The organism is Nocardia sp. NPDC050710 (genome assembly GCF_040654375.1).
In the GTDB taxonomy this organism is placed as follows: domain Bacteria; phylum Actinomycetota; class Actinomycetes; order Mycobacteriales; family Mycobacteriaceae; genus Nocardia.
In genome coordinates, this window is sequence record NZ_JBFAHV010000008.1 from 213914 (window position 1) to 238388 (window position 24475).

Consider the following 24475-nt stretch of genomic DNA (forward strand, 5'->3'; position numbering starts at 1 on the left):
GATGGGCTCAGCGTGTCCATGCCCGGTCTCAGAACGGGGCAGGCTGCCACCACTGGTCACGCACCTCGTCGAAGCTGTGTCCCGGCCAGGAGACCTCGACCAGTTTGTTGTCCAGACCCGGGGTCACCCAGCCGTGGGTGGCCAGCGAGAACGGGGCCGCCGGATCGGTCGGCCGGTGCAGCACCAGCACGCCGAATTCGGAGAAGTCCCGCTCACCGACCCGGGTCGTGTGGGCGGTCAGATATTTCTCGACGTCGTCCCGGCTGCTGTACTCCGTGTACCACGCGGTGACACCGTCCGGATCGGTGCAGATGATCTGCCGCACCGGTATCGGATCGCCCGCCTGCGCCACCACCGTGCCCGCGGCCGAGCACCGCGCCCCGCGCCAGCCCGTCCCGGCCGGGTCCGCGGGTATCAATCCCGGAAAGTTCACCGCGATCGGATGGTGTGCGCCCCACGGCACCGGTTTCGGCCCCGGCGGGCGCAGGAACTTCCAGTAGACCGCGCCGGCACCGGCTACGGCCAGCAACGCCAGCACGATCAGCAGCACCGAGGCGGTCCGCCAGCCGGAGGAGACCTGACGCTGCCTCGATACCGGTGCGGGGTGCGGCACCGGATACCCCGCCGCCGGCCCACCCACTCCGGCGAGTCCGTGACCATGTGGCGCCGCCTGCCAACTGTTCTCCAGGCGCGTGGCATCGACTCTGCCGGGCTGCCCCGGCCCGGGCGAACGCACTGTCGGCCCCGACGCCGCGATCTCTGCCGATGCGGGCGGCAACACAGAGGTCCGCGCGATCGCCGGATACGACGGCGAATGCTCCGGCACGGCATTCGGCGGGACCGCGGCGGCGAGGTTCACATTCGCGACCGGCGGACGCCTGGTCAATGCGGAGTAGGCGGTATCGGCGAATTCGCTACAGCTGCCGAACCTTTCGTCCGGATTCTTCGCCATCGACCGGGCGATCACGGCGTCGATCGCCTCCGGTAACCGCGGCACCGCGGCGCTGGCCCTCGGCACCGGCAGGGATAGATGGGCGGCGACCACGGCGCCGGGATTGGTTGCCGCGAACGGCGCTGCACCGGTCAGCAGGGCGTACAACGTGCAGCCGAGCGCGTATTGATCGGCCCGATGGTCCACCGGCCGACCCGAAAGCTGTTCCGGCGAGGCATAAGCCAAGGTGGCGAGGAACTCACCGGTTTTCGTCAGCTGGTGCTGGTCGTCACGAAGCCGGGCGATACCGAAGTCGCTCAGCAGGACCCGGTCACCGCCGCGCCCGGAGGTCAGCAAGATATTGGCGGGCTTCACATCTCGATGCAGCACGCCCCGTTCGTGGGCGTAGTCCAGCGCTTCCGCGGTCTGCCCGATGATCCGTGCCGCGCGCAGCGGATCCGGTGGTGCGGCGCCGAACGCGGCCGCATCGGAGCCGTCGACATACTGCATCGAGATCCACAGTTGACCGTCCTCGGCGCCGCGATCCAGCACCGAGACGATATTCGGGTGATCCAGCCGGGCCGCCACATCGGCCTCCCGCTCGAAACGCAGTCGCACATCCTCGTCGGCGTACAGGTCGCGGCTGAGCAGTTTCAGCGCGATCAGCCGTGGTAGTCGTGGATGGGCGGCCAGATACACCGTGCCCATCCCGCCGCGGCCGAGCACCCGCTCGATCCGATAGCCCGCGAACACCGCACCCGCGATGAGCCCCGCCCCTTGCATCGCAGAACCTTTCACCCAGCCGACAATCGTGTCCACCCTACGGAGCACGGTTCCCGCTCGCACAACGTCCCGGACACCGACCTGTTGCTGATGCGGCCGTTCCGGCGGACCGACCCCGGGTCGCATACCGTGGCGGCCGCGGACCGACGGTGCGCGCGGTCAGTGGGCGGCGAGGCGTTCCGCGGCGGCGGCGACGCGTTCGTCGGTCGCGGTGAGGGCGATGCGCACATGCTCCGCACCGGAGGGCCCGTAGAAGTCGCCGGGGGCGGCGAGAATGCCGCGCTCGGCCAGCCACTCCAGGGTGGTGCGGCAGTTCTCGCCGCGGGTGGACCACAGGTACAGTCCCGCTTCGGAATGATCGATACGGAAACCCGCCGCCTGCAAAGCATTTCGCAGGATCTCCCGGCGAGCCCGGTAACGCTCGCGTTGCTGCGCCTCATGCGCGTCATCGCTGAGCGCCGCGGTCATCGCGGCCTGGATCGGGAACGGCACCATCATGCCGGAGTGCTTGCGCACCTCCAGCAGCTCGGCGACCAGTTCGGGATCGCCCGCCACGAACCCGGCGCGATAGCTGGCCAGGTTGGAGGTCTTCGAGAGCGAATGCACCGCGAGCAAACCGGTGTGGTCACCGTCGCAGACCTCGGGGTCGAGGAGGGAGGCGGCGCGGCCCTCCCAGGTCAGCCCCAGGTAGCACTCGTCGGAGGCGACAATCGCGCCGCGCTCGCGGGCGAAGGCCACCACCTTGCGCAGGTGGTCGACACCGAGCACGCGGCCGGTCGGATTCGACGGCGAGTTGACGTAGATCAGCGCGGGATTACGCGGGCCGAGCTGGGTGAGCCCGTCCGCACGCACCACCTCCGCGCCCGCGAGCAGTCCGCCCACCTCGTAGGTCGGGTAGGCGACCTCGGGAATGACCACCAGGTCCGCCGCACCGAGACCGAGCAGCCGGGGCAACCCGGCGATCAGTTCCTTGGTCCCGATCACGGGCAGTACCGCGGCCGGATCGATATCGGTGATCCCGTATCGCCGCTTCAGCGCGTCCACGGCCGCGGCGCGCAGCTCCGGGGTGCCGTGTGTGGTCGGGTAGCCGGGGATCTCGGCGACCGAACTCAGTGCGGTCCGGATCAGCGCGGCGACGGGGTCGACGGGGGTGCCGACCGAAAGGTCGACGATTCCGCCGGGATGTGCCGCCGCCTTCGCCTTGACCGCCGCGATGGTGTCCCACGGAAAATCGGGTAGCAGACTGCTGACCCGGACGCGCAATGCCACGTTCGGTCTCACTCGCCCATCGGGGGGAGTTCTTTGATGAACGGCGGGTCGTAATCCACCTTGCCGACCTTGGTCGCGCCGCCGGGCGAACCCAGCTCATCGAAGAAGTCGACGTTGGCGTTCACGTAGCCGCTCCACTGGTCCGGCGTGTCGTCTTCGTAGAAGATCGCCTCCACCGGGCACACCGGTTCACATGCACCACAGTCCACGCACTCGTCGGGATGGATGTACAGCATGCGACCACCCTCGTAGATGCAGTCCACGGGGCATTCCTCGATGCATGCCTTGTCCTTCACGTCAACGCACGGTTCAGCGATGATGTACGGCACTGCCGCTCTCCTAGTCTGTCCTCACCTGCGGGGATGGTCCGCCTGCGAAACCCTATCCCGAGACCCCACGTTACTACCGGTCAGCCTGCCCTAACTTCGCAGTTCCGCCCCCGCTCGGACCGGCCACCGAGCCTTCCGCATCGACATCGATGCCCACCACCCAGATCGTAGTGCCACGCACCCGCATTCGCCGCCCACGCCGGGCCCGCCGAACACAGGCCGAGTCCGAACTCACACCTGCGCGGCGATCTCGAGGTCGGCCCACCGCAGCTCGATCGGAAACGGATCGGACACCGTAACCGCCACGGGCCCCATATCCCGGTGTGCTGTCCCGATATGTGTATAGGGCCCCGTGCGATCGGACAGGGCATACCGCTCGATGGTCAGCGCTCCGATCTTGTCGAAACTGACCAACCAATAGTGCGGGATGCCCGCATCGGCATAGTCGCTCATCTTGTGCACCCGGTCCCGGCGGGCGGACCATGTGGACAGCACCTCGGCGACGATCAGGCAATGCTCGGCGGCAAGCTGTTCGAACTCGGGCAGACAACGGTGCAGCACGGCATCGGGCTTCCGCGCGGTCGGCGGCACCTCCCACAGGAGCACATCGACCTCCGTGTTGGTCTCGTAGCAGGATCCGCCACCGCTGCCGCGCATCTCGCCTACCGCCGCTCGCTCGAGCGCCAGCGAAAGCCGGGTGCCCACCTTCTGGTGGTCCCGACCACGCTGTTCCCGCGGCACCACATAGCCGTCGACGATCTCCAGATCTCGGCGGATGTCCTCGTCGAGATCGAGAAATGCCTCCCAGGCGATGGGCGCCGGTTGCGGTCCTTGCCAGCTGACGGTCACGGTCCGATCGTAGACTCGCGTCCGGCGTGGGCGGGTTATCCGACCGGAAGCGGTACGACGGCCGCCTTGCGATCGATATGCCCGTAGACCGTGGTTCGTTCGCGCACCGGCCTGCCGATACCCTCTGCGATCTCGCGCAGTTCGGCGACGGTTTTGGCGGAGCCGTGCTGTGAGCCGGCCATTCGGGAGATGGTCTCCTCCATCAGTGTGCCGCCGAGATCGTTGGCGCCCCCGTTGAGCATCATGCGGGTGCCCGCGGTACCGAGTTTCACCCAGCTGGTCTGGATGTTGTCGATGCGGCCGTGCAGCATGATGCGGGCCAGCGCGTGCGCCGCACGATTGTCCCGGATGGTGGGGCCGGGTCGCGCCGCGCCCGCGAGGTAGAGCGGAGCGCTCTGATGGACGAAGGGCAGCAGCACGAATTCGGTGAAACCGCCGGTCTCGTCCTGGATTCCGCGCAGCACCCGCAGATGCCCGACCCAATGCTTCGGGCTGTCCACGTGGCCGTACATCATCGTCGAACTGGAGCGCAGGCCCACTCGGTGCGCGGTGGTGATGACCTCGATCCAGGCCGAACTGGGCAGCTTGCCCTTGGTGAGCACCCAGCGCACCTCGTCGTCCAGGATCTCCGCGGCGGTGCCCGGAATGGTATCCAGCCCGGCCTCTTTCAGCGCGACCAGCCAGTCGCGAATGCTCTGGCCGCCGCGCGAGGCGCCGTTCACGATCTCCATCGGACTGAACGCGTGCACATGCATCGAGGGCACCCGCTGCTTCACCGCACGCACCAGATCGGCATAGCCGGTCACCGGCAGATCGGGATCGATGCCGCCCTGCATGCACACCTCGGTGGCACCGTCGACATGCGCCTCCCAGGCGCGGTCGGCCACCTCGTCCATGCTCAATGTGAACGCGTCCGCATCGCCCTTGCGCTGCGCGAAAGCACAGAAGCGGCAGCCGGTGTAGCAGATATTGGTGAAGTTGATATTCCGGTTCACCACATAGGTGACCTCGTCACCCACGACCTCGCGGCGCAGTTGATCAGCAAGCGCCGCAACGGCTTCCAGATCGGCGCCGTCGGCGGTGGCCAGCGCCAGGTATTCATCGTCGGTCAGCCCGGCGGGATCCTTCTCGGCGGCCCGTAGCGCGGCGAGCACATCGGCATCGAGACGTTCCGGTGCGGCGGAGGTCAGGTCGCGCGCCTGCTCACGAATGGTGTCCCAATCGCCGAACGCGCCGACGACCTCCTGACCGAGCCCGGAATCGCTGCGGCTCTCGGTGTTGCGGCCCTCGGTATCGATGGAGGTGTTGAGATCGACCCGGCCCGCCGACTCCCAGGATTCGTCCGGCTCCTGCCAGGGCAGACCGATCGGGAGCGCGTCCGGATTCGCCAGCCCGGTCGCCGGATCGGTAAGCGCGGCGACGTGAGCGCCGATGCGCGGGTCGATCCACGGGTTGCCCGCCCGCACGTACTTCGGATGCGCCGAGGTCCGTTCGACCAGCCGATAGCCCGCCGCCTCGGTGATCTCGCGCAGCGTGTCCAGATTCGGCCACGGCCGTTCGGGATTCACGTGATCCGGCGTCACCGGCGAGACCCCGCCCCAGTCATCGATGCCCGCGTCGATGAGCGCCCGGCACTCCTCGTGCGACACCAGATTCGGCGGCGCCTGGACCGGCACATCCGGGCCGAGCAGCAGCCGGGTGACCGCGATGGTGGCACGGAACTCCTCCAGTCCCGCATCCGGCACATCACGCATGGCGGTGTCGTCCTTGGCGCGGAAGTTCTGGATGATCACTTCCTGAATATGCCCGAATGCCTTGTGCTGCTTGCGAATCGCCATGATCGACTCGGCGCGCTCGGTCAGCGTCTCGCCGATGCCGACCAGGATTCCGGTGGTGTACGGAACCGAGAGACGCCCGGCATCGGTGATGGCGCGCAACCTGACCGCGGGGTCCTTGTCGGGGCTGCCGTAATGGCACTGACCCTTCTCGGTGAAGAGCCTGGTGGAGGTGGTCTCGAGCATCATGCCCATGGACTGCGCCACCGGCTTGAGCCGAGAGATCTCCGCCCAGCTCATCACGCCGGGGTTCAGATGCGGCAGCAGGCCGGTCTCCTCCAGCACCATGATCGAGACGGCGCGCAGATAGTCCAGCGTCGAGTCGTAGCCACGCTCGTCCAGCCACTGCGCGGCCTCCGGCCAACGATCCTCGGGCCGGTCACCGAGGGTGAACAGCGCTTCCTTGCACCCGAGCGCCGCGCCCTGGCGGGCGATCTCGAGCACCTCATCGGGTTCGAGGAACATCCCCTTGCCCTCGGCCCGCAGCTTGCCGGGCACCGTGACGAAGGTGCAGTAGTGGCATTTGTCCCGGCACAGCTTCGTCAACGGAATGAACACATTGCGGGAGTAGCTGATCGTATTCGGGCGGCCCGCCGACTCCAGTCCGGCGTCGCGCACCCGGGCCGCGCTGTGACACAGATCCACCAGATCATCACCGCGCGCATGCAGCAGCACGGCGGCTTCGTCCACATTCAACGTCACACCGTCGCGCGCGCGCCGCAGCGCCCGGCGCATGGCCGACGGCGAGGGCGGTACGGGAGGAACGCTCGGTGTCGCTAGTGGAACGGCAGCCGGCGAAGCCGGCGGGGTGGGTGAACTCGGCTCGGTCACGCCCTCGATCATGCGCTACACATCCTTCGCTGTCTCCCTCGAGTGCACGTGAGTGAGCGTTGCGAGCAAGCCGGCGGTTGCCGGCGGCCACGCGCACGACGACGGCCGCGCCACCTCGGGCGCAGTCGTGAGCAGCACAACCTCGCTACGACGCGAGGTTATTCCGGGGGCCGATCCCGGGGGCGGTTCGTTCGCTCACAACGTCACCGCGCCGACACTCGGCTCCGCACTTCCCGAGGGCGATGTCGCCCCGAGGCGCTGTGCCGATGGTTCGCTCGTCGCGCTCGTCATCACGCGCGGTGCGGTTGCGTCGAGGCGCGGGACGGTGCGCCCCGTTCATGGAAGCATGACAAGCATGTCGCAGCCGCGCACCATCCTGGCCGATCCGGCCTGGCGTCCGAGCCCGAGGGCGAAACTACTGTGGACCATGCAGGCCGCCGTGGGCTGGATGATTCCGATCGCGGCCGTGCTGGCCTGGGCGTTCTTCGATGACGGACATCGCGGGTGGCAACTGGTGGCCCTGGTCGCCGCGCTGATTCTCGGGGGCTTCAGTATCGCGGTCGTGCCCTGGTGGCGGTACGCGGTGCATCGCTGGGAGGTCACCGACGAGGCGGTGTACACCCGGGTCGGCTGGCTGACGCAGGAAAGCCGGGTCGCGCCGATCTCCCGGGTGCAGACGGTCGACACCGAGCGCGGACCGATCGAACGGTTACTCGGTCTGGCCACGGTGACGGTGACCACCGCCTCCTCCGCGGGCGCGGTGCGCATCGAAGCGCTCGATCTGCCGGTGGCCGAACAGACCGTCACGCGATTGACCGAAATCGCCGCGCTGCATCGCGGTGATGCGACATGAGTAACCACACCTCGGGCCCGACCGACCACAACGGCAGGTTCTCCGGGGCCGAGCACCCGGACCGGGGCGACGCGCTACCCCCGGCGGCCACACCCGCCGAACCTCCGGATCCGGTCGACCCGAACGGCCGGCTGTGGTTGCGCCTCGACAAGCGCATGCTGTTGGTGCATCCGGTGAACGAGGTGGTGAAGTTCATCCCGGTGCTGATCGGCACGCTGATCCTCGGCACCAGCAGCGGGAACCACTGGTGGAGCATCATCTCGCTGGCATTGATCATCGGTATCGCACTGGCCCGTTGGTTCACCACCGCCTACCGGATCGGTCCGGCACACGTCGAGCTGCGGACGGGCCTGCTCCAGCGCCGCACGCTTTCGGTGCCGCGCTCCCGAATCCGTTCCGTCGATATCGAGGCCGATCTGCTGCACCGCGCCCTCGGGCTCGCGGTCGTGGTGATCGGCACCGGCCAGCAGGCCGAAACCAGCGAGAAGTTCAAGCTGGATTCCCTCGACGCGGGCATGGTGCCCGCGTTGCGCAACACCCTGCTGGCGCATGCCACCGCGGGAACGCAAGGTGTGGCCGGACAGCCGATTCCGCCGTCCGCCCAGGTCGGCCCGCCGACACCCGAGTCAGGCTTCCGCGCACCCGCCGCGCTGGAGATCGGACATTGGCAGCCGCGCTGGGTCCGCTACGCACCGCTGTCGCTCACCGGGTTCGCGGTCGTCGCACCGATCGTGGCCGCGGCCTTCCAATACGGACTCGGCGAGGTCGTGTTCAGCTCGGACGCGGCACACAATATCGAAGAAGGTACCGCCGCGCTGGTGGTCATTTCCATGCTGATACTGGTGGCCGCCATTGTCGTGCTGGTCAGCCTGGCCGCCTGCACGCGTTATCTGACAACGTATTTCGGCCTCCGCGTCCTCGACGACGGCCACACGCTGCATCTGCGGCACGGCCTGTTCACCACCCGCCAGATCACCCTGGACCTGGCCCGGTTCCGCGGCGCCACGGTCAATGAGCCGCTGCTGCTGCGGTTGGCGGGCGGCGCGGAACTCGAGGCGATCATGGTCGGCGAGAACGCCCGCCAGAAGCTCCTGCCGCAGGCCCCGCGCGCCGCCGTGGAACGGACGCTGGCCGAACTGCTCGTATCACGCGCCGCCGCCCCGACGCCGGAGACCGCCGCGACGCCACAGCGGGATCCGGCCGCATATTCGAGAAATGGGGCCACACCGGCCACCAGCGTCCAGATCACCGTCGCCCTCACACCTCATGGCCCGGCCGCGCGCCGTCGCCGCTACACCCGCGCGGTGACCCCCGCGCTCATTCCGGGGTCCGTTATGCTGCTGTATCTGCTTGCCGACGTGACCTTCTCGCCGTGGTGGTGGCTGCTGCCCGCGGTGGTCGCGCTCATCGGGGTCGCGCTGGCGGAGGATCGCTACCGCGGCCTCGGCCACGCCGTCCTGCCCGCTACGGCGGACACCCCGGCCTGGTTGATCACCCGCGCCGGATCGCTGGACCGCGATCGCGACTGTCTGGAAGCCCGCGGCATCATCGGTTGGACAGTGCGGCAAACCTTTTGGCAACGCCGCTCCGGCGTCGCGACCGTGGTCGCCGCTACCGCCGCGGGCAAGAAGCGCTACCTGGTGACCGATATCCCGGTCGACGAGGCATGGGCGTTGATCGAGGAGGTCACCCCGGGGCAACTCGGCACACAGTGAGCTATCCGAGGCGAGCGTGCGCGGTGCGCCCCGCGTCGGCGGAAACCGGCGCGGGTCGCCATGCGGCGTGCGCACACCCCGGCATGGGCCGTCCGGAACCCGACCGATCCCACCAACCCCTCGGTGTGGCTGACGGTGTGCTGGAGCGCCGCGACGTTCAATGGATGACGTGGTCCAGACCTCGGAGTCGACAACACGGGAACTGCCCATCGCCGACCCCCGGGTTCGGCGCTTGCACCGAGGGGACAAGTACCGGCTGAACGCGCTCGGTGGTCTCGCCGCGCTATCACTGGACGCGCTGTCCAGCGTCGCGTACGGTCCCGAGGCCATCGTGCTGGTACTGGTCGCGGCGGGCGCCGCGGCGGTGACCTGGACGCTGCCCGTCGCCTGCGCGATCGCGACGCTCTTGCTGGTGCTGGTGCTCTCCTACCGCCAGGTCATCGCGGTGCACCCGGACGGGGGTGGTGCGTACGCGGTCGCGAAGAAGCGGCTCGGGCGGGGTGCGAGCCTGCTGGCCGCCGCGAGTCTGGTGGTGGACTACGTGCTCACCGTCGCGGTCAGCCTCTCGGCCGGTGCGGCCAGCCTGGCCAGCGCGTTTCCGGTGCTGGCCGATAATCTGCTGCTGCTCACGCTGATTGGGCTCGCGGCGCTGACGGTGATCAACCTGATCGGAGTCGCGGAATCGGCGAGGGTACTGATGGGTCCGACGCTCGTATTCATCGTCGTGATCGCGGCGGTGATCGGCGTCGGACTGCTGCGCCCGCATCCGGTGGCGATCATCGGCACGGACCACGGGCCGTTCATCCCGTTCGAAGCGATCGGAATCGTCCTGCTGCTCAAGGCCTTCGCCGCGGGATGTTCGGCGCTCACCGGGGTCGAGGCGATCGCCAACGCGGTGCCGTCCTTCCGTGCGCCGCGTGTTCCGCGCGCCCAGCACACCGAGGTCGCGCTCGGCGCGCTGCTCGGCACGATGTTGCTGGGCCTGGCTTGGCTGATCCGGCAGCATCACGTCGTCCCGCGCGATGACGTGACCATCCTGGCCCAGCTGTCGGCGGCGGCCTTCGGCACCGGATGGCTCTTCTACCTCACCAACCTCGCCGTCACCGTGGTCCTGGTGCTGGCCGCCAACACCAGCTTCGGCGGTCTGCCGGTACTGCTGTCACTACTGGCCAAGGACCGCCGGGTCCCGTCACTGTTCGCGCTGCGCTCGGAACGGCCGGTCTTCCGCTACGGCGTCACCGCCTTGGCGGTGACGGCCGGACTCGTACTGGTCGTCGTCGGTGCCGAAACACACCGTCTGCTACCGGTTTTCGCCATCGGCGTCTTCATCGGCTTCACCATCAGCCAAACCGGCCTCGTCGTGCACTGGCGGAACGACCGCGGTCCCGGCTGGTTGCCCCGCGCCCTGCTCAACGGATTCGGCGCCACCCTCACGCTGCTCGCGGGGATCGTGCTGCTCGCCGAGAAGTTCACCGAGGGCGCCTGGTTGCTGTTGATCATCATCCCCGCCCTGATCATCCTGTTCGCCCGCACCGAAAATTACTACGCCGATATCGCCGCCCAACTGCGTCTCGGCCAGATCCCGCCCCATCCCCGAGCACCCACGGACGCACGGGCTCTCGTCATCGTCCCGGTGGTTTCCCTCAGCACGGTCACCGTCCGCGCCCTCGAAGCCGCCCTCCGCATGCGCGGCGAAATCATCGCGGTGGCAGCCGAAATCGATCCCGACTCCACCAAACGCCTCAGCGCCGAATGGAAGCGGTGGAACCCCGGCGTCCCTCTCGTCGTCCTGCCCTGCCCGCACCGCAGCCTCATCGCCACCCTCGTCGGCTATGTCCGCAAGCAAACCAGCGGCAACCGTCCCGTCACCGTCCTGCTGGCCCATGTGGAATCCCGCTCCTGGCGGCATCGGCCCCTCCACAACCCCCGCGGCCCCGTCCTCACCGCCGCGCTCCGAGGCCGCACCGATGCCATAGTCGCCACCCTCGCCATCCGCGTGGATTGAACCCGGACGCGCCGTATCGGATCTCGTCCGGCGACGTGGCCGACTCAGCCGAGGCGGAACAGATCCGGGTTGGCGCGGGTGTAGGCGTAGAGCAGCGGTGGCACCAGGCCACAGAGCAGCAGGAGCAGGGTGGGCCAGTCGCTGAGGAGCATGATGTCGCCTCCCGGGCCGGAGACCGAGGCGGCGAAGAAGCCGAGGGCCCAGGCCAGTACCGGGAGCAGGGCGATGCCGATGCGGTCGGTGAGGGTGCGCATGGCGGCGACCAGGAGGACGTTCAGGACGGCGGCGAGCAGGGCGGTCACCGGGAAGGCGATCGCGCCCGCGCTCATGGCCGCGGCCAGACCGGCCGGTGCGGCCACGATCTCGGGCTCCGGGGAGGGCAGGTGAGCGGTGCCCAGATAGGTCGGGAGGTAGAGGACCTCGAAAATCAGGGTGAACAGGCCGCTGAGGACGAGCAGCGTCATCAGGGCGGCCGCGGGTATGCCCTCGAGGCGGCCCTGATCGGTGAGTGGTGCTGCCGCGCGCTTGTCGACGGTCGCCGTCACGAGACCGGCGGGTAGCCGAGGAGGGTCAGCAGGTGGCTCTGCATATCGACGAACGCGTACAGCACCGACATGTACAGCTCATGCTGTGCGGGCCAGTACGGCTTCATGCTGTCCACGAAGGCCACGATGGCGTCCTGGAGGTGCCAGTTGTACATGCGATGAGTCTATTCCGCTCGATGTGACCGCGCGTCACTCCCCGTCGGCCGGCGATCGCTATCAGCGCTTCAGCCGAATTCAGTCAATTCCGGCAAACAGGTCGTGTTCACGTCCGTCCGGCCCGGTCGGCCCCTTTTCACCGCGCACCAACACGAAATGCTCCTCGGGCAGTACCGGCTGCGCGACATTATTGGATAGCGCGAATTCCCGTCCGGACGGCGCCACCGTCACCTGGGTGGCGTGCGCGCGCAATGCGGCCCGCTTCGCGGCCAGCGCGTCCGAGACCTCAATCGTCGTCGTCACGGTATGACTGGGCACACTCGCCAGCTCGTCCACGGCGGGCAGCCGCCAACCGGGCGGCAACGCGCCGGGCAGGCCCTCCACGGTGCGGCGGGCCAACGCCTCGGTGTGCAGGCGGAGCATATCGGCATCGGTCACGGTCCAATAGGACTTCGGTACGTCCCAGCCCCGATCGGCCGCCGCATGGACCGCCGCGGTCGTGATCTGGTGTGCGCGAATGTGATCCGGGTGGCCGTAGCCCCCGCGCGGGTCGTAGCCGATCACCACCCGCGGGCGCAGTTCGAGTATCACCTCGGTGAGCGCGCCCACTGCCTCCTCGCCGGAATGTACGAAGGCCCTGGGGTTCTCGGCCGCTGGAGTACCCGCCATCCCGGAATCCCGCCACCGGCCCGCCCCACCGAGGAAGCGCGGCGGCCCGGCATCCAAAGCGGCCAGCGCCCTGGTCAATTCGAGTACGCGGTAGCCGCCGAGCTGATCGGCGCGATCCGCGACCAACTGCGCCCACTCCGCCCCGATCACCTCACCCTCCTCACCGAGGGTGCAGGTGACCACCGTCACCGGCACACCGCGGCGGCGATAGTGCGCGATAGTGCCACCGGTGGTGATGGATTCGTCGTCCGGATGGGCATGCACCAGCAGGATGCCTCCGGTCACGGCCGACCCTCGCCGTGCGTGCTCACGGGATCCTTCTCCACATCGCCGCGTCACCGAAGATGCCGACCTGGATGGCGCCGCTCAGCGAGGCCCCGTCCACCCGCGGGCCGGAGGCCGCGACCACATTGTCCTGCACGATCGGCAGCACGGTGGCGAGATTCCAGAGCGCGGGCTCGGCCTCGGCCAGCACCCGGCCGACATCGATGCCACGCAGCGCGCCGTCGATGCCGGGCTGCAACGCCGGATCGCATACCCCGGACAGGTTGGTCGGCGCGCGACGCGCCGCTTCCACCGCCGCCTGCGCATTTCCATTACTCACCGCGGGATCGGCGGTCGGCGGACAGCCGTACCGGGAGCCGAGCACCGTAGCGGGATCCCCGCCCGCGACCTCCCAGCCGACCAGCGCGTCGACCCCGCTCTCGACCAACTCCTTGCCGTACAGCGCGTCGGCGGCGAGGCTGCGCACGCTGGCATCGATTCCGGCACTGCGCAATTGGTCGGCGGCGGTATTCGCGACCGCGAGCGCGGTGGCATCGCCGGTCACCGCGCCGATCCGAATAACAAGCTGCTTACCGTTTTTCGCGACGGCCCTGGGCTGCGGCGCGGGCGAGGTCGGCGAGGCCACCGGCGGTTGCTCCGGGGCGCGGACATAACCCGCCTCGGCCAGTAGCCCGAACGCTTCCTCGGCGGACGCCCGTGGCGGCGCGGTCGGTGTGTAGCCGGGGTCGGACGGGGTCAGGATCTGGGCGCGCACCGGTTCCACCCAACCGCCGGTCTGCGCGCCGACGGTGGCGAGCAGCGCGGGATCGAGCAGCGCCACCACCCCGCGCCGGACCCGATGATCGCCGAGATCCCCACTGCGCCCGTTCAATATGAACTGCAATTCGCGCGACTGCGGCATGATCGCGGTGCGCACCGAGGGGATCGCCGCGAGCTGCGCCCGCGTCGCGACACCACCGTGCACCAGCGCCATCTGGGCATCGCCGGAGCGCAGCGATTCGGCGAGCTGGGCCGGAGTTCCGCCGCGGCGCAACAGGATCTGGTCCGGTGCGGCGGGCGTACCCCAATAGCGGTCGTTGCGTTCCAGCAGAATCTCGTCGCGGCCGCGGTCGACCGACTTGATGGCGAAGTTACCGCCGGAGACCTGACTCGGCTCCTCCAGCCCATTGGCGAATCCGCCGGGCGAATCCTTCAGCAGGTGCGAAGGCAGCAGATCCACGAACAACTCGCGCCACGCCGGGTACGGCTGATTCATGGTCACCGTGACGGTCTTGCCGCCGCCGGAGGAACTCACGTCGGTGATCAGCCGGTAGCCCGCCGGATCGACCGCCCCCGGCTGGGTGATCATCTGCTGCCACAGATACCGGAAGTCCTCGGCCGCGATCGGGGCGCCGTCCGACCAGTTGGCCTGATTGCGCAGCGTATAGGTGATGGTGAACGGCTCCTGCGCGGTCACCTCGGCCGCGGTGACCAGGGCCGTATCCGGCACCCACTCGGTGGCGCCGGGCAATGCCGGATTCGGCACCGGCCGGAACGGGCTCGGCAACACCATCGACGCCACCGCCGCGTTGGCGGGCGACTGATCGGCGCGCAGATGCGGATTGAATCCGATGCCGATGTCGTCGATCGCCACCACGACCGTGTGCTTACCCGGTTTCGCGGGCGTCGTCTTCGGGCTGTCGGTGCTCTCGATCGGCGGTGGCGGATTCGCGGTGCAACCGGCGAGCACCACCGTCACGGAGGCCGCCATCATCACCACCAACATCGCACGCGCCGTCGCGCGTCGTCTTGCCCCCGAGCTCACGGTGCGCACTCTACTTCGCCTCGCTGACGCTCGGCTACGTAGCGCGCGCACGCGGCTGTGCCCACCGGTTCGCTCGCTGCGCTCCCTCACGTACTTCGCCTCACTGACACTCGGCCACGCAGCGCGCGCACGCGGCTGTGCCCACCGGTTCGCTCGCTGCGCTCCCTCACGTACTTCGCCTCACTGACACTCGGCCACACAGAGCGCACCCTGTTGGTCGCGTCCGCACTACAACGCGGCCCGGTCCCGCGCCTTCCGCCGGGACAGCTCCCGGCCACGCTCGGTAGCACCCAGGATCACCTTGCGCACCCGGACCACCTCGGGGGTGACTTCGACGCATTCGTCGCCCGCGCAGAACTCCATAGCACCCTCGAGATCGAGCTGCAGTGGCTTGGCCAGCGTCTCCATCACGTCGGCGGTCGAGCTGCGCATATTGGTCAGCTTCTTCTCGCGGGTGACGTTGATGTCGAGGTCCTCGGCGCGCGGGTTGATGCCGACGACATGACCCTCGTAGGTGTCCGCGCCCGGCTCCACGAAGAACTGGCCGCGGTCGGAGAGCTGGATCATGGCGAACGGGGTCACCGTGCCCGCGCGGTCGGAGACCAGCGAGCCGGTATGCCGAGCGCGGATCTCACCGGCCCACGGCGCGTAGCCGTGCGAGACGGCGTTGGCGATGCCGGTGCCGCGGGTCTCGGTGAGGAAGTCGGTGCGGAAGCCGATCAGGCCGCGCGACGGAACGATGAACTCCATCCGCACCCATCCGGCGGCGTGGTTGTTCATCTGCACCATCTTGCCCTTGCGGGCGGCCAGCAGCTGGGTGATCGCGCCGAGGTACTCGTCCGGGCAGTCGATGGTGAGCTCTTCGAAGGGCTCGTGCACCTTGCCGTCGACCTGCTTGGTGACCACCTGCGGCTTGCCGACGGTCAGCTCGAAGCCTTCGCGGCGCATTTGCTCGACCAGGATGGCCAGCGCCAGCTCACCGCGGCCCTGGACCTCCCAGGCGTCCGGACGGCCGATATCGAGCACCCGCAGCGACACGTTGCCGACCAGTTCCTGGTCCAGGCGCGACTTCACCATGCGGGCGGTGAGCTTATGGCCCTGCACGCGGCCGACGAGCGGCGAGGTGTTGGTGCCGATGGTTACCGAGATGGCGGGCTCGTCGACGGTGATACGCGGCAGCGCGATCGGGTTCTCCTGATCGGCGAGGGTGTCACCGATCATGATCTCGGGGATACCCGCGATAGCGACGATGTCACCGGCCACCGCGATCTCGCCCGGCTGGCGGTCGACGCCGACGGTCTGCAGCAGCTCGGTGATCTTGACCTGCTTGACGCCGTCGGCGTGCATCCACGCGACGTTCTGACCCTTGCGCAGCTCACCGTTGTGGATGCGGACCAGCGCGAGGCGGCCGAGGAAGGCCGAGGCGTCGAGGTTGGTGACGTGTGCCTGCAGCGGCGCGGTCGGATCGCCCTTGGGCTCCGGGATGTACTCCATCAGCACGTCGAACAATGCGTCGAGGTTCTCGGCATCGGGCGCTTGGCCGTTCTCCGGACGCTCCTTGGACGCCTTGCCCTCACGGCCGGAGGCGTAGAGCACCGGCAGGTCCAGGGCGAGTTCGGCGGCCTCGGCGGCGGCGTCGTCCAGATCGGAGGCCAGGTCGAGCAGCAGATCGTGGCTCTCCTCGACAACCTCCTCGATGCGGGCGTCCGGCCGGTCGGTCTTGTTGACGACCAGGATCACCGGCAACGACGCGGCAAGCGCCTTGCGCAGCACGAAACGGGTCTGCGGCAGCGGCCCTTCGGATGCGTCGACGAGCAGGACGACGCCGTCCACCATGGACAGGCCGCGCTCGACCTCACCACCGAAATCGGCGTGGCCCGGGGTGTCGATGACGTTGATCACAGTCACCGATCCGTCCGGGTGATGCCGGTGCACGGCGGTGTTCTTGGCGAGAATGGTGATGCCCTTCTCGCGTTCCAGATCGCCGGAATCCATCACCCGGTCGACGAGCTCGGCGCGCTCGGCGAAGGCGCCGGACTGGCGCAGCATGGCGTCGACCAGCGTCGTCTTACCGTGGTCGACGTGGGCCACGATGGCGACGTTGCGAAAATCGCGTGCAGACGACACGCCTGAATCCTCCTGCTGTTAGGTATAGGTGCCGGCCGACCCCTGCAAACAGGTGGAGAATCGAAACTCACCGGGCATTGCGGCCAGCTACACACCCTACCGGCAATCCGATGACCCCCGCGTTCCAGGCACTCGACTAAGGGTATGCTAACCATCGTGGGCAAGGTCAAAGCCAAGAAGGTTTCAAGTCTGAAACCCAAGAAAAAGTGCTGTCGCAAGAAGACGCGCTGCCTGAAATGCCCCGTGGTCATTATGCGTATGAAGAAGGCCGAGGCCGCGGGTTGCTGCGGTAAAGATCTCAAAAAAGCGCTCAAGCAAGCCCGCGCGGCCTGACCGCACGCCACCGCGAACTATCCGGTCCGCCCGCCCTCCTCGGGCCGCTGCTGCACTCCCGGTCATCCGTGGACTTTCGCGGGAACGCGGAGAAACCCGACCGCAAGGGGTACAACCGGGTTATGAGTACTCCTCTGCTAACCGAAGCCGAGATCTCTGCCGCCGTCGCCACCCTGCCGGCCTGGACCCGGACCGGGCCCACCCTCATCCGCTCGGTCAAGGCGCACTCGTTCGCCGCGGGCATCGAACTGGTGCGCGCGGTCGCCGAGGTCGCCGAGGCCACCGACCATCATCCCGATATCGATATCCGCTGGCGCACGATCACCTTCGCACTGTCCACCCACTCGGTGGGCGGTCTCACCGAGCGGGACGTGGCGCTGGCTCGTGAGATAGATCGACTGGTGCCGCAATACGTCTGAGCAGACGCCCCGAGCGGATGACCCAGACGTAGAACACCAGCACACCGAGCACATCGACCGCACCCAGCCAGGAGAGCAGGCCCGGCCGGGAGATCTCCCAGATCGTCGGCTGGAAGAACGACAGCACCCATGGTGCGCCGATCAGCATGGTCACCAACCAGTAGCCGGCCAGCATGCGGGCCCCCGGCGCCTGCCGCATGGGGCCGTAGACCAGCCACAGCACGGTCGGCAGCAGCCACACCCAGTGGTGCGACCAGGAGATGGGCGAGACCATCAGCCCGAACAGCTGCACCACCAGGAGCGTGCCGAGCCGATCATCGGAATCCAGTGCGCGCCAAGCGAAGAACGCCAGCACCGCCACCACGAGCACCGCCGTGATCCACCACGGCCCCGATTCGACATCGTGGCCGAGGACGCGGCTCAACGCGCCGCGCAACGATTGGTTCCAGACCGAGCCGACCGGCCCGATCCGATCGGCGTCGCCGAGCAGCGTGCCGAAGTAGCGCGTCGCCTCGTGGTTGTTGATCAGATAGCTGATGCCGACGGTCGCACCGAAGACGACCGCCGACCACAGCGCGGTCCACCAGCGCCGCCGCGCCACGAAGTACAGCCCCGTGATCGCGGGGGTGAGCTTGATACCCGCGATGATGCCGACCAGACCGCCGGAGACCCACCAGCGCGAGCTGCGCACCGCCAGCATCGCGCCGAGCACCAGGAACACATTGACCTGGCCGTAATCCAGCGTGGTCCGTACCGGTTCGAGCCACACCCCCACCGCGGTCCAGGCGACGGCGGCGGTGCGCCAGCCCGGCGTCCGCAGCCGTTCCTTGCCGAGTAGCAGTTCGAAGCTGATCCACACCACCGCGTACAGCGCGGCCACCGTGGCGAACAGCCAGCCCACCGCGACCACCGTGAAGGGCAGATAGTGCAGCGGGAAGAAGACGAGGGCCGCGAACGGCGGATAGGTGAACGGCAGCGGGAAGTCCGGCGTCTTCTCCGCATAGGTGAAGTCGTACAGCCGGTCGGTGAGCAGATCGGCCGAACCGCCGACGTAGACGTGCAGATCGACGAGATTCATCCCGTTCTTCGACAGCAGCATCCACAGCAGCCGGGCCAGCACGGATAGAGCGAGCGCCAGCACAGCCAGTCGCAGGGGTGCGGCGGCCGGACGGGCATCCGTCCGAGCGCTCTCTCGGTTCAAATCGCAGGCTTTCGAGTCGGTGTGGGTCATCGGCGACGACCCGCCGGGATGTTCGGGCGTTCGGCGACAAGAGCTGAAGGCTCCGACTACATTAACCGCAACCCCGGGACGCTCGGTCAGCCAGACGAACCCCGGCGCACAGGGACGGATGCGGTCGAGAGCGCTCGTGTCACCGCGTGGGGTGCCGTTCCGGACCAATTATCACTGATAACATTTACATCTCCTTTAACACCAGCAACAGGCAAAATGCGCTAATTTCTGCTAACACTGAGCGTCCACAACACCCGCAGGACACCGTGGCTGTACAAGTCGGTGGCGATGTCCCTAGAGTGACCCCGAAACGATGGCTTTTTGCATCGCTCCAGATGTACCCGAAGGTAAGGACGGCCCGACCAGTGCTTCGCACCCAAGGATCGCGGATGGCATTGACCGCGCTCGCAATGGCGGCCAGCGCATCGCTCGCCGCGCCGACAGCAGTCGCCGCACCCGCACCCGCGCCCGCCGCGGTTTCGAGCAATATCCCTATGGTGCCCGAGGGCGTCCCGGTCGACACATTGGCGGCGCTGGCGCCGGCCATCGTCGGCTCGATCGCAGGCCCGGCTGATATCGCGGGTCGCAGCCCGCAGTCGGCCATCCTCGATCAGGCCCGGCTTCTGCTGGCCACCCTGAACCTGCCGCCGCAGATCAAGTCGACCCTGGAACGGATCATCACCTTCCTGGACGGCAGCGGCGGCGGCGGTCCCGAGGTCCCGCAGGACGGCCCGGTCATCGCCCAGTTCCTGTACCCGACCATCGGCAAGGGCTGCATCGGCCCGTCCTCCGACTCGGTCGGCACCGCGCTCGCCGTGCCCGGCCCGGCCCAGCTACCGCCGCCCGGACCGCAGGCCGGTCAGGCCGGTTTCGTCTTCACCGCGCTCGGCACCAAGTCGCCGACCGAGGTGCAGAACCCGCCGATGACGGTGCAGTGGCTGAACCTCGACACCCGGCAGTCCGGCGTTCAGGCGCTGACCGACGAGGCGAAGATCAACCCGGGCGGCCCCGCCACCCTGTCGGCCATCGTCAACACCGGCTCCGGCCGAGTGGTCGCGGTGATCGGCGGCTCGCTGACCACCCAGGCTCCGGACGCCGAGCCGCGCACCTGCTCGTTCCTGCCGACGCTCGGATTCTTCGCCGTCTGATCCACAGCAACGCATTTCAGGCCGACCGCCTGCCGCCATGATCACCTCGGCGGCAGGCGGTCGTCGTCTGAGCGGACCCACCCGATGAGTTACTCCGACACACCTCGATGAATCACCGTGATCGGATATAGATGTCCGCGGGCTGTGGTAGACCGATGACATGGCGTCTGTCGAGGTAAGTGTGCGGCCTGGCCATTCGATCCGGAGTAGGCGATCACGACGATCGATCCTGTCGTTCCGATCGGAGGGCTCGATCCTGTCGATCGGCTCCGCGTACTCGGTCCTCTCGATCGGCAGCGTCGGGTCGGTGCTATCGATCGGCTCGGTCGGGTCGTTCGGGTCTGCGATCTCGTCGGGGTCGTTCGTCAGCCTCGGCTCGGCCTTCTCCGGGCTGTCCCGCTGGTCGCTCTTCTCGTGGCTGGGCGATCACGACGCGCCGGACTCGCGGCCGAATCTCCGGGTGGTCCCGGATGACGAGCCGGATCTGCGCGTCGCCCCCGTCTGCCACACCCAGACCTAGACGCGGCCGATCGCGGCCGTCACCACTGCCCGTATTCGGGCTTCAGCACCGAGTTGAGGTCGACGCCGACGCCGTCGACGGCGCGTTTGTCGATCTCGAACTGGTGCAGATGCGCGGCCGAGTGCACGAAGCCTTTCGGCGTCCCCCAGTTGTGCTGCCAGTACCAGGAGCCGAGTCCGGCGGCCAGGGCCAGGTCGATGGTCGGCGAGTTGGCGTAGATGCCGACGTTCGCTTTGCCGACCACCGATTCCCAGCCCAGCAGGTAGGGCGCGATCATCGTGGCGAAGTCGACCGCGGACGGATTGTCATCGATCGAGGCATAGATGGGCCGGTCGTCCGGTCCGCCCGCGGCGCGGTGCAGTTCCAGTCCGCGCTGGGCGTGGCGCTTACCCGCTTCCAGCCCACCGCGCCAGTCCGCGGTCGAGCCCTTGCCGAACTGGTAGTTGGACACGATCGTCAGACCCGCCGCATGCAGTGCGTCCACCTCGGCGGCGCGCAGCGGTTTGCCCTCCATCCATTCGGCGCCGGGGCGGCGATCCGACACGTACCGGATCACGCCGATATGGCCCGCCTCCCGGATCGCGTCCGCGGAGGGCACCCCGCCCGCGTAATCGATCAGGGTGCCGAGGGTGCCGGTGGCGGATGCCGACGGCATCGAGACGGTGGCGCCCGCCACGGCCGCCGCCGCGGTCAAGGCGAACAGTTCACGTCGGGACAGATCCATGGAACGCATCGCAGGACTCCTTCACGCAACCCCCACCCGGCCGGAAGTGCTGAAGTGCGGTGTTCGCGGTGTCCTTCGTGGCTGGTGTCGCGCCGCCGACTCCGGACCCTCGCTCACGCCACAGCGTGCCCGGCGCACCTTCCCCAAGGTTCACTTGCGCGCCGGGAGCCTCGATCGTGAACTAATTTCACCACATTCACATGGGAACCGCTAGACCCATGGGACACATGTTTCACATTTGCCACACGGGTTTACGCGTCAGGCAACACTGTCGATACGCGCGGCCACATCGATGGTCCGGCCCGAACTGTCGGCCAGCTCCCGGCGCACCACCCCGACCACCTGCGTAATGACCTGCTTCTTGATCCCGGCCAGCGCACCGAGGGTGGCCGCACGCATTCCGTGCGCCTTGAACGACATCCGGATATCGTCCGGCGCGGGCGGCGGCACATCGATCACCAGCAGCAGTGGATCGGCCGCGCGCGCGGTCAGCACCAGCGGCACCTCGACATCGGCGCGATATCGATTCGCCTTCAGCACATCCACGGTGATGTCGAGGCTCACCGGCAGCGTCAGATCAAAGGTCACCGGTTCGGCGGGCAGCTCCGAGGAGACGTGATCGACCAGCTGCGGCACCCGGATCGCTCCCTGCACGGTGACCGTCGCCCGGTTCCCCGGCCCGGTCCGCAGCGGGCCGACTTCGATCGGGCGGCCCGCCATCCGCTCGACCACGTCGAATACCCGATCCCGGGTCACCAGGCGGGTGAAGAAACGGCGACCGAACTCCCCGTAGTCGATCCAGTCGAATTCGGCCTGTTCCCGATGCGCGGAGCGGGTGCCGCCGACCATCGCCTCGATATCGAAAACCCGGCCGCGCACCGCCTCCGGTTCGGCGAGCATCGCATTCACCCGGCCCGCGACCTCACGCTGGACCATGCCCGCGATCGGATCGAGCAGCCACTCCCAGGCCGCATCGACGGCCTGGGCACGCAGCACGAAACTGACATCGCGGGCGGTGAGCGGTGGGATGTCGATGACGATCAGCAGCGGGTCCGCCGTGCGGGCGTGCAAAGTCAGGTCCATCTCGACCACCGCCGAAAGCCGCATTTTGCGTCCGCCGAGCAACACCTTCACCGTGAGCGACAGTGGCACCGTGACCTGGAAGATCACGTGCGGGTCGTGGCGGAGCACCACCGGTTCGCCCACCTTGCCTTCGGCCACGAATCCGGCCAGACCGGCCGGGCCGATCGAGAACGGGCCGATGGTTACGCCGCGGCCCGCCATGCTCGATACCGCGGCAATGATCCGCTCCTCGGTCACCGCGTGCGTGACGAAGCGTTCGCCGAAATCGGCGTAGTCGATCCAGGCCGGATCACTGCTGGTTTCGTCGGTCGACTGCGTCATCGGCTGCATCGGCTGTTCCGGAACCCTTACCTGTGGACGGGACATCGGACACGGTACGCGACAGAAGTTTCCAGCCGGTGCGGTCGGGTTCGCCGAGGGAGCCCTGTCCTGCTGATGAGGGGGTAGCAGGACAGGGCTCCGGGTGACAGCGCTGCCGGGCGCTGTCACCCCTAATGGTATGTCTTTGCCGAGGACTCGCCGACACCCGCGCGTCAACCATTTCGGCTGAGCGACAACGGATTTTCAGAATCGTCCGATACCCACCACCCCGGGAATCTCGGCCAGGGCGAATCGATGGATCCGCACCTCACCGAATTCGTTGCCACCGATCGTGGTCACCACGCCGTCGTCGACGGTCAGCACGATATTGGTGTGCTGGGTGAACGGACTGTTCTCGCTGTACAACAGCACGTCACCGGTGCGCGGCCGATAACCGGCATCGATCACCGCGAAACGGTCCACGCTCCGGTAGTACTCCTCCAGCGTGTAGACGCCGGGAATTCGCCACGACCCCGAGTTCGGATTCGCCAAGGGAACACCCGCCTCCCGCATGGCCCAGCTGACGAAGTCGGCGCACCACGGTTCCCGCACGCCCTCGGCGTAATCGGTCCCGTCGCCGGGTGCGGCGAATTCGCGTTCCAGCACCGAAACCAGCCTGACCTGGGCGGGATCGAGAGTGGACCGGTCGATCGCGGGGAATTCGGCCGGACTCTCGCCGACAATGGCGGCCCGCGGCGAATGCCAGTGCCACCAGCGCACCCCCAGTGCCGCACCCGCCGCCATCACCGCGACCAGCACACCCAGCGCGATCCACCTGCCGTAGCGCGAGCGCCGCGGCGCGGTGGTCACCGCGTTCTCGGTCATGACCCCCCAGTTCCTCCACCACGGGCCGCCTCTCGGCCACTAAGGATTGGACGAACGGGCGGGCCGAACGGTTCCCCCGAGGGAGGATCCGCGTCGCCGCCGGCGTGCGTACGCGGACCCCGGGACTACATCAGGCGCGCGGATCCCGGCCCAGGTAACGCAGCAGCTGCTCGACCGCACCGTCCTCGGGCTCGCCCGCCACGACGGCGGCGTAGGCGCCCCACTGGCGCAGCGGCTCGACGATCTCCGCCTCCGGGCCGCCACCCGGCGCGGGGTTGGCCGTGCGGGCGGCGGTGAGCAGGTGGCCCGCGAGTTCGTCGTTCAGCGGGGAGGGCTGGCCGGTGGCGATGGCGATATCCCAGGCGTGCACCGCGGCATCCAGCGCGCACATCACCGCGGCCACCGGGGTCGGCAGGTCGCCGTGCGGCAGCGGGGTGGGGACGGTCGCGGTCCCATCGGTGACGGTGGCCCACGCCGCGGCGGTCGGCTCGATCGCGGCACGCACCAATTCCATTGCGCTGCCGTCGATCTCTCCCGAGGGCGCGAAGGGGTTGTAATCGGGGCCGACCCCGATGCCGAGGGACATGGCATAGGCCAGCTGATCGCCCGCCGCGTGCTGGACCACCTGGGTGACATCCCAGTCCGAGCACGGGGTGGGCAGGTGCCACTGGTCGTCGCGGACACCGGCGACAACACTCTCCAGCGCGCGGTAGGAGGCGGACAGCACGTCGCGCCAAACAGTGGTCGCGGTGGTGGCGATGTCGTTCATGTCAGTCCCTTTCGAATGCTTATTTCTTGCTGCTGACATGAGCTTATGTGGGCATTAGGCTATTTTCGTTCCTAATA

At 68.1% G+C, this 24475-nt stretch carries 22 protein-coding genes; 7 read left to right on the top strand and 15 right to left on the bottom strand.

Annotation, left to right across the window (positions count from 1 at the left end; genetic code table 11):
- Positions 1 to 28: 28 nt before the first annotated feature.
- The 5 genes from AB0H61_RS17225 to AB0H61_RS17245 form a co-directional block, all read right to left on the bottom strand.
- Positions 29 to 1714, bottom strand: coding sequence for a protein kinase (locus AB0H61_RS17225; RefSeq protein ID WP_357305015.1), 1686 nt, complete (start codon positions 1712 to 1714; stop codon positions 29 to 31).
- Between the two features lie 159 nt (positions 1715 to 1873).
- A complete protein-coding gene (dapC, locus tag AB0H61_RS17230; RefSeq protein WP_357305018.1) occupies positions 1874 to 2983 on the bottom strand; it encodes a succinyldiaminopimelate transaminase in 1110 nt (369 codons plus the stop codon).
- A gap of 8 nt (positions 2984 to 2991) precedes the next feature.
- Positions 2992 to 3312 (bottom strand): ferredoxin, encoded by a 321-nt coding sequence (gene fdxA / locus AB0H61_RS17235; RefSeq protein ID WP_011211287.1) that lies wholly within the window; start codon positions 3310 to 3312, stop codon positions 2992 to 2994.
- Between the two features lie 231 nt (positions 3313 to 3543).
- Positions 3544 to 4161, bottom strand: a complete 618-nt coding sequence (locus AB0H61_RS17240; protein WP_357305021.1) for a Uma2 family endonuclease — start codon at positions 4159 to 4161, stop codon at positions 3544 to 3546.
- Between the two features lie 35 nt (positions 4162 to 4196).
- A complete protein-coding gene (locus tag AB0H61_RS17245; protein ID WP_357305024.1) occupies positions 4197 to 6839 on the bottom strand; it encodes a bifunctional FO biosynthesis protein CofGH in 2643 nt (880 codons plus the stop codon).
- Positions 6840 to 7182: 343 nt separating this feature from the next.
- Between AB0H61_RS17245 and AB0H61_RS17250 the strand changes: the two genes are divergently transcribed.
- The 3 genes from AB0H61_RS17250 to AB0H61_RS17260 all read left to right on the top strand — a co-directional run bounded on the left by AB0H61_RS17250 (position 7183) and on the right by AB0H61_RS17260 (position 11400).
- Positions 7183 to 7680: a PH domain-containing protein gene (locus AB0H61_RS17250; RefSeq protein ID WP_357305232.1), complete on the top strand. Its 498-nt coding sequence runs from the start codon at positions 7183 to 7185 to the stop codon at positions 7678 to 7680.
- Positions 7677 to 9395 carry a PH domain-containing protein gene (locus AB0H61_RS17255; RefSeq protein WP_357305026.1) on the top strand — a complete coding sequence of 573 codons (1719 nt, stop codon included), beginning with the start codon at positions 7677 to 7679 and terminating at the stop codon, positions 9393 to 9395. Before AB0H61_RS17250 ends, AB0H61_RS17255 begins: the two co-directional genes overlap by 4 nt.
- Before the next feature lie 160 nt (positions 9396 to 9555).
- Positions 9556 to 11400 (top strand): APC family permease, encoded by a 1845-nt coding sequence (locus AB0H61_RS17260; RefSeq protein WP_357305029.1) that lies wholly within the window; start codon positions 9556 to 9558, stop codon positions 11398 to 11400.
- A 44-nt stretch (positions 11401 to 11444) separates the two neighbouring features.
- Here the strand turns inward: AB0H61_RS17260 and AB0H61_RS17265 are convergent, their stop codons facing one another.
- From AB0H61_RS17265 to typA, 5 genes are all read right to left on the bottom strand, one after another.
- Positions 11445 to 11945, bottom strand: a complete 501-nt coding sequence (locus tag AB0H61_RS17265) for a hypothetical protein (RefSeq protein ID WP_357305032.1) — start codon at positions 11943 to 11945, stop codon at positions 11445 to 11447.
- A complete protein-coding gene (locus AB0H61_RS17270) occupies positions 11942 to 12100 on the bottom strand; it encodes a hypothetical protein (protein ID WP_357305034.1) in 159 nt (52 codons plus the stop codon). The genes AB0H61_RS17265 and AB0H61_RS17270 overlap by 4 nt, the downstream gene beginning before the upstream one ends.
- Positions 12101 to 12179: 79 nt before the next feature.
- Positions 12180 to 13055: an N-acetyl-1-D-myo-inositol-2-amino-2-deoxy-alpha-D-glucopyranoside deacetylase gene (gene mshB / locus AB0H61_RS17275; protein ID WP_357305037.1), complete on the bottom strand. Its 876-nt coding sequence runs from the start codon at positions 13053 to 13055 to the stop codon at positions 12180 to 12182.
- Between the two features lie 22 nt (positions 13056 to 13077).
- Positions 13078 to 14820, bottom strand: coding sequence for an ABC transporter family substrate-binding protein (locus AB0H61_RS17280; RefSeq protein ID WP_357305235.1), 1743 nt, complete (start codon positions 14818 to 14820; stop codon positions 13078 to 13080).
- 267 nt (positions 14821 to 15087) lie between these two features.
- Positions 15088 to 16986, bottom strand: coding sequence for a translational GTPase TypA (typA, locus tag AB0H61_RS17285; RefSeq protein WP_357305040.1), 1899 nt, complete (start codon positions 16984 to 16986; stop codon positions 15088 to 15090).
- A 156-nt stretch (positions 16987 to 17142) separates the two neighbouring features.
- Between typA and AB0H61_RS17290 the strand changes: the two genes are divergently transcribed.
- Both AB0H61_RS17290 and AB0H61_RS17295 read left to right on the top strand, forming a co-directional pair.
- Positions 17143 to 17319 (top strand): hypothetical protein, encoded by a 177-nt coding sequence (locus AB0H61_RS17290; RefSeq protein ID WP_357305043.1) that lies wholly within the window; start codon positions 17143 to 17145, stop codon positions 17317 to 17319.
- A gap of 122 nt (positions 17320 to 17441) precedes the next feature.
- Positions 17442 to 17738 carry a 4a-hydroxytetrahydrobiopterin dehydratase gene (locus AB0H61_RS17295; protein WP_357305046.1) on the top strand — a complete coding sequence of 99 codons (297 nt, stop codon included), beginning with the start codon at positions 17442 to 17444 and terminating at the stop codon, positions 17736 to 17738.
- On the opposite strand, the gene AB0H61_RS17300 is transcribed toward AB0H61_RS17295, so the two are convergent.
- Entirely contained in the window at positions 17677 to 18969 is a 1293-nt protein-coding gene (locus AB0H61_RS17300) for a mannosyltransferase (RefSeq protein ID WP_357305049.1), read from the bottom strand. The two genes, AB0H61_RS17295 and AB0H61_RS17300, sit on opposite strands and share 62 nt — an antisense overlap.
- A gap of 389 nt (positions 18970 to 19358) precedes the next feature.
- Here AB0H61_RS17300 and AB0H61_RS17305 point away from each other — a divergent pair, with 389 nt between their 5' ends.
- Together AB0H61_RS17305 and AB0H61_RS17310 are read left to right on the top strand one after the other, a co-directional pair.
- On the top strand, positions 19359 to 20117 hold the full coding sequence (locus AB0H61_RS17305) for a hypothetical protein (RefSeq protein ID WP_357305052.1): 759 nt from the start codon (positions 19359 to 19361) through the stop codon (positions 20115 to 20117).
- 160 nt (positions 20118 to 20277) lie between these two features.
- Positions 20278 to 20637 (top strand): hypothetical protein, encoded by a 360-nt coding sequence (locus AB0H61_RS17310; RefSeq protein WP_357305055.1) that lies wholly within the window; start codon positions 20278 to 20280, stop codon positions 20635 to 20637.
- Positions 20638 to 20656: 19 nt separating this feature from the next.
- Here AB0H61_RS17310 and AB0H61_RS17315 read toward each other — a convergent pair whose 3' ends face one another.
- The 4 genes from AB0H61_RS17315 to AB0H61_RS17330 form a co-directional block, all read right to left on the bottom strand.
- Complete coding sequence (locus AB0H61_RS17315; RefSeq protein WP_357305238.1) at positions 20657 to 21361, bottom strand: DUF1906 domain-containing protein; 705 nt, start codon at positions 21359 to 21361, stop codon at positions 20657 to 20659.
- 258 nt (positions 21362 to 21619) lie between these two features.
- Positions 21620 to 22765, bottom strand: a complete 1146-nt coding sequence (locus AB0H61_RS17320) for a hypothetical protein (RefSeq protein WP_357305058.1) — start codon at positions 22763 to 22765, stop codon at positions 21620 to 21622.
- 243 nt (positions 22766 to 23008) lie between these two features.
- A complete protein-coding gene (locus tag AB0H61_RS17325; RefSeq protein ID WP_357305061.1) occupies positions 23009 to 23629 on the bottom strand; it encodes a CHAP domain-containing protein in 621 nt (206 codons plus the stop codon).
- 130 nt (positions 23630 to 23759) lie between these two features.
- Positions 23760 to 24398: a TIGR03086 family metal-binding protein gene (locus AB0H61_RS17330; RefSeq protein WP_357305064.1), complete on the bottom strand. Its 639-nt coding sequence runs from the start codon at positions 24396 to 24398 to the stop codon at positions 23760 to 23762.
- Between the last annotated feature and the right edge of the window lie 77 nt (positions 24399 to 24475).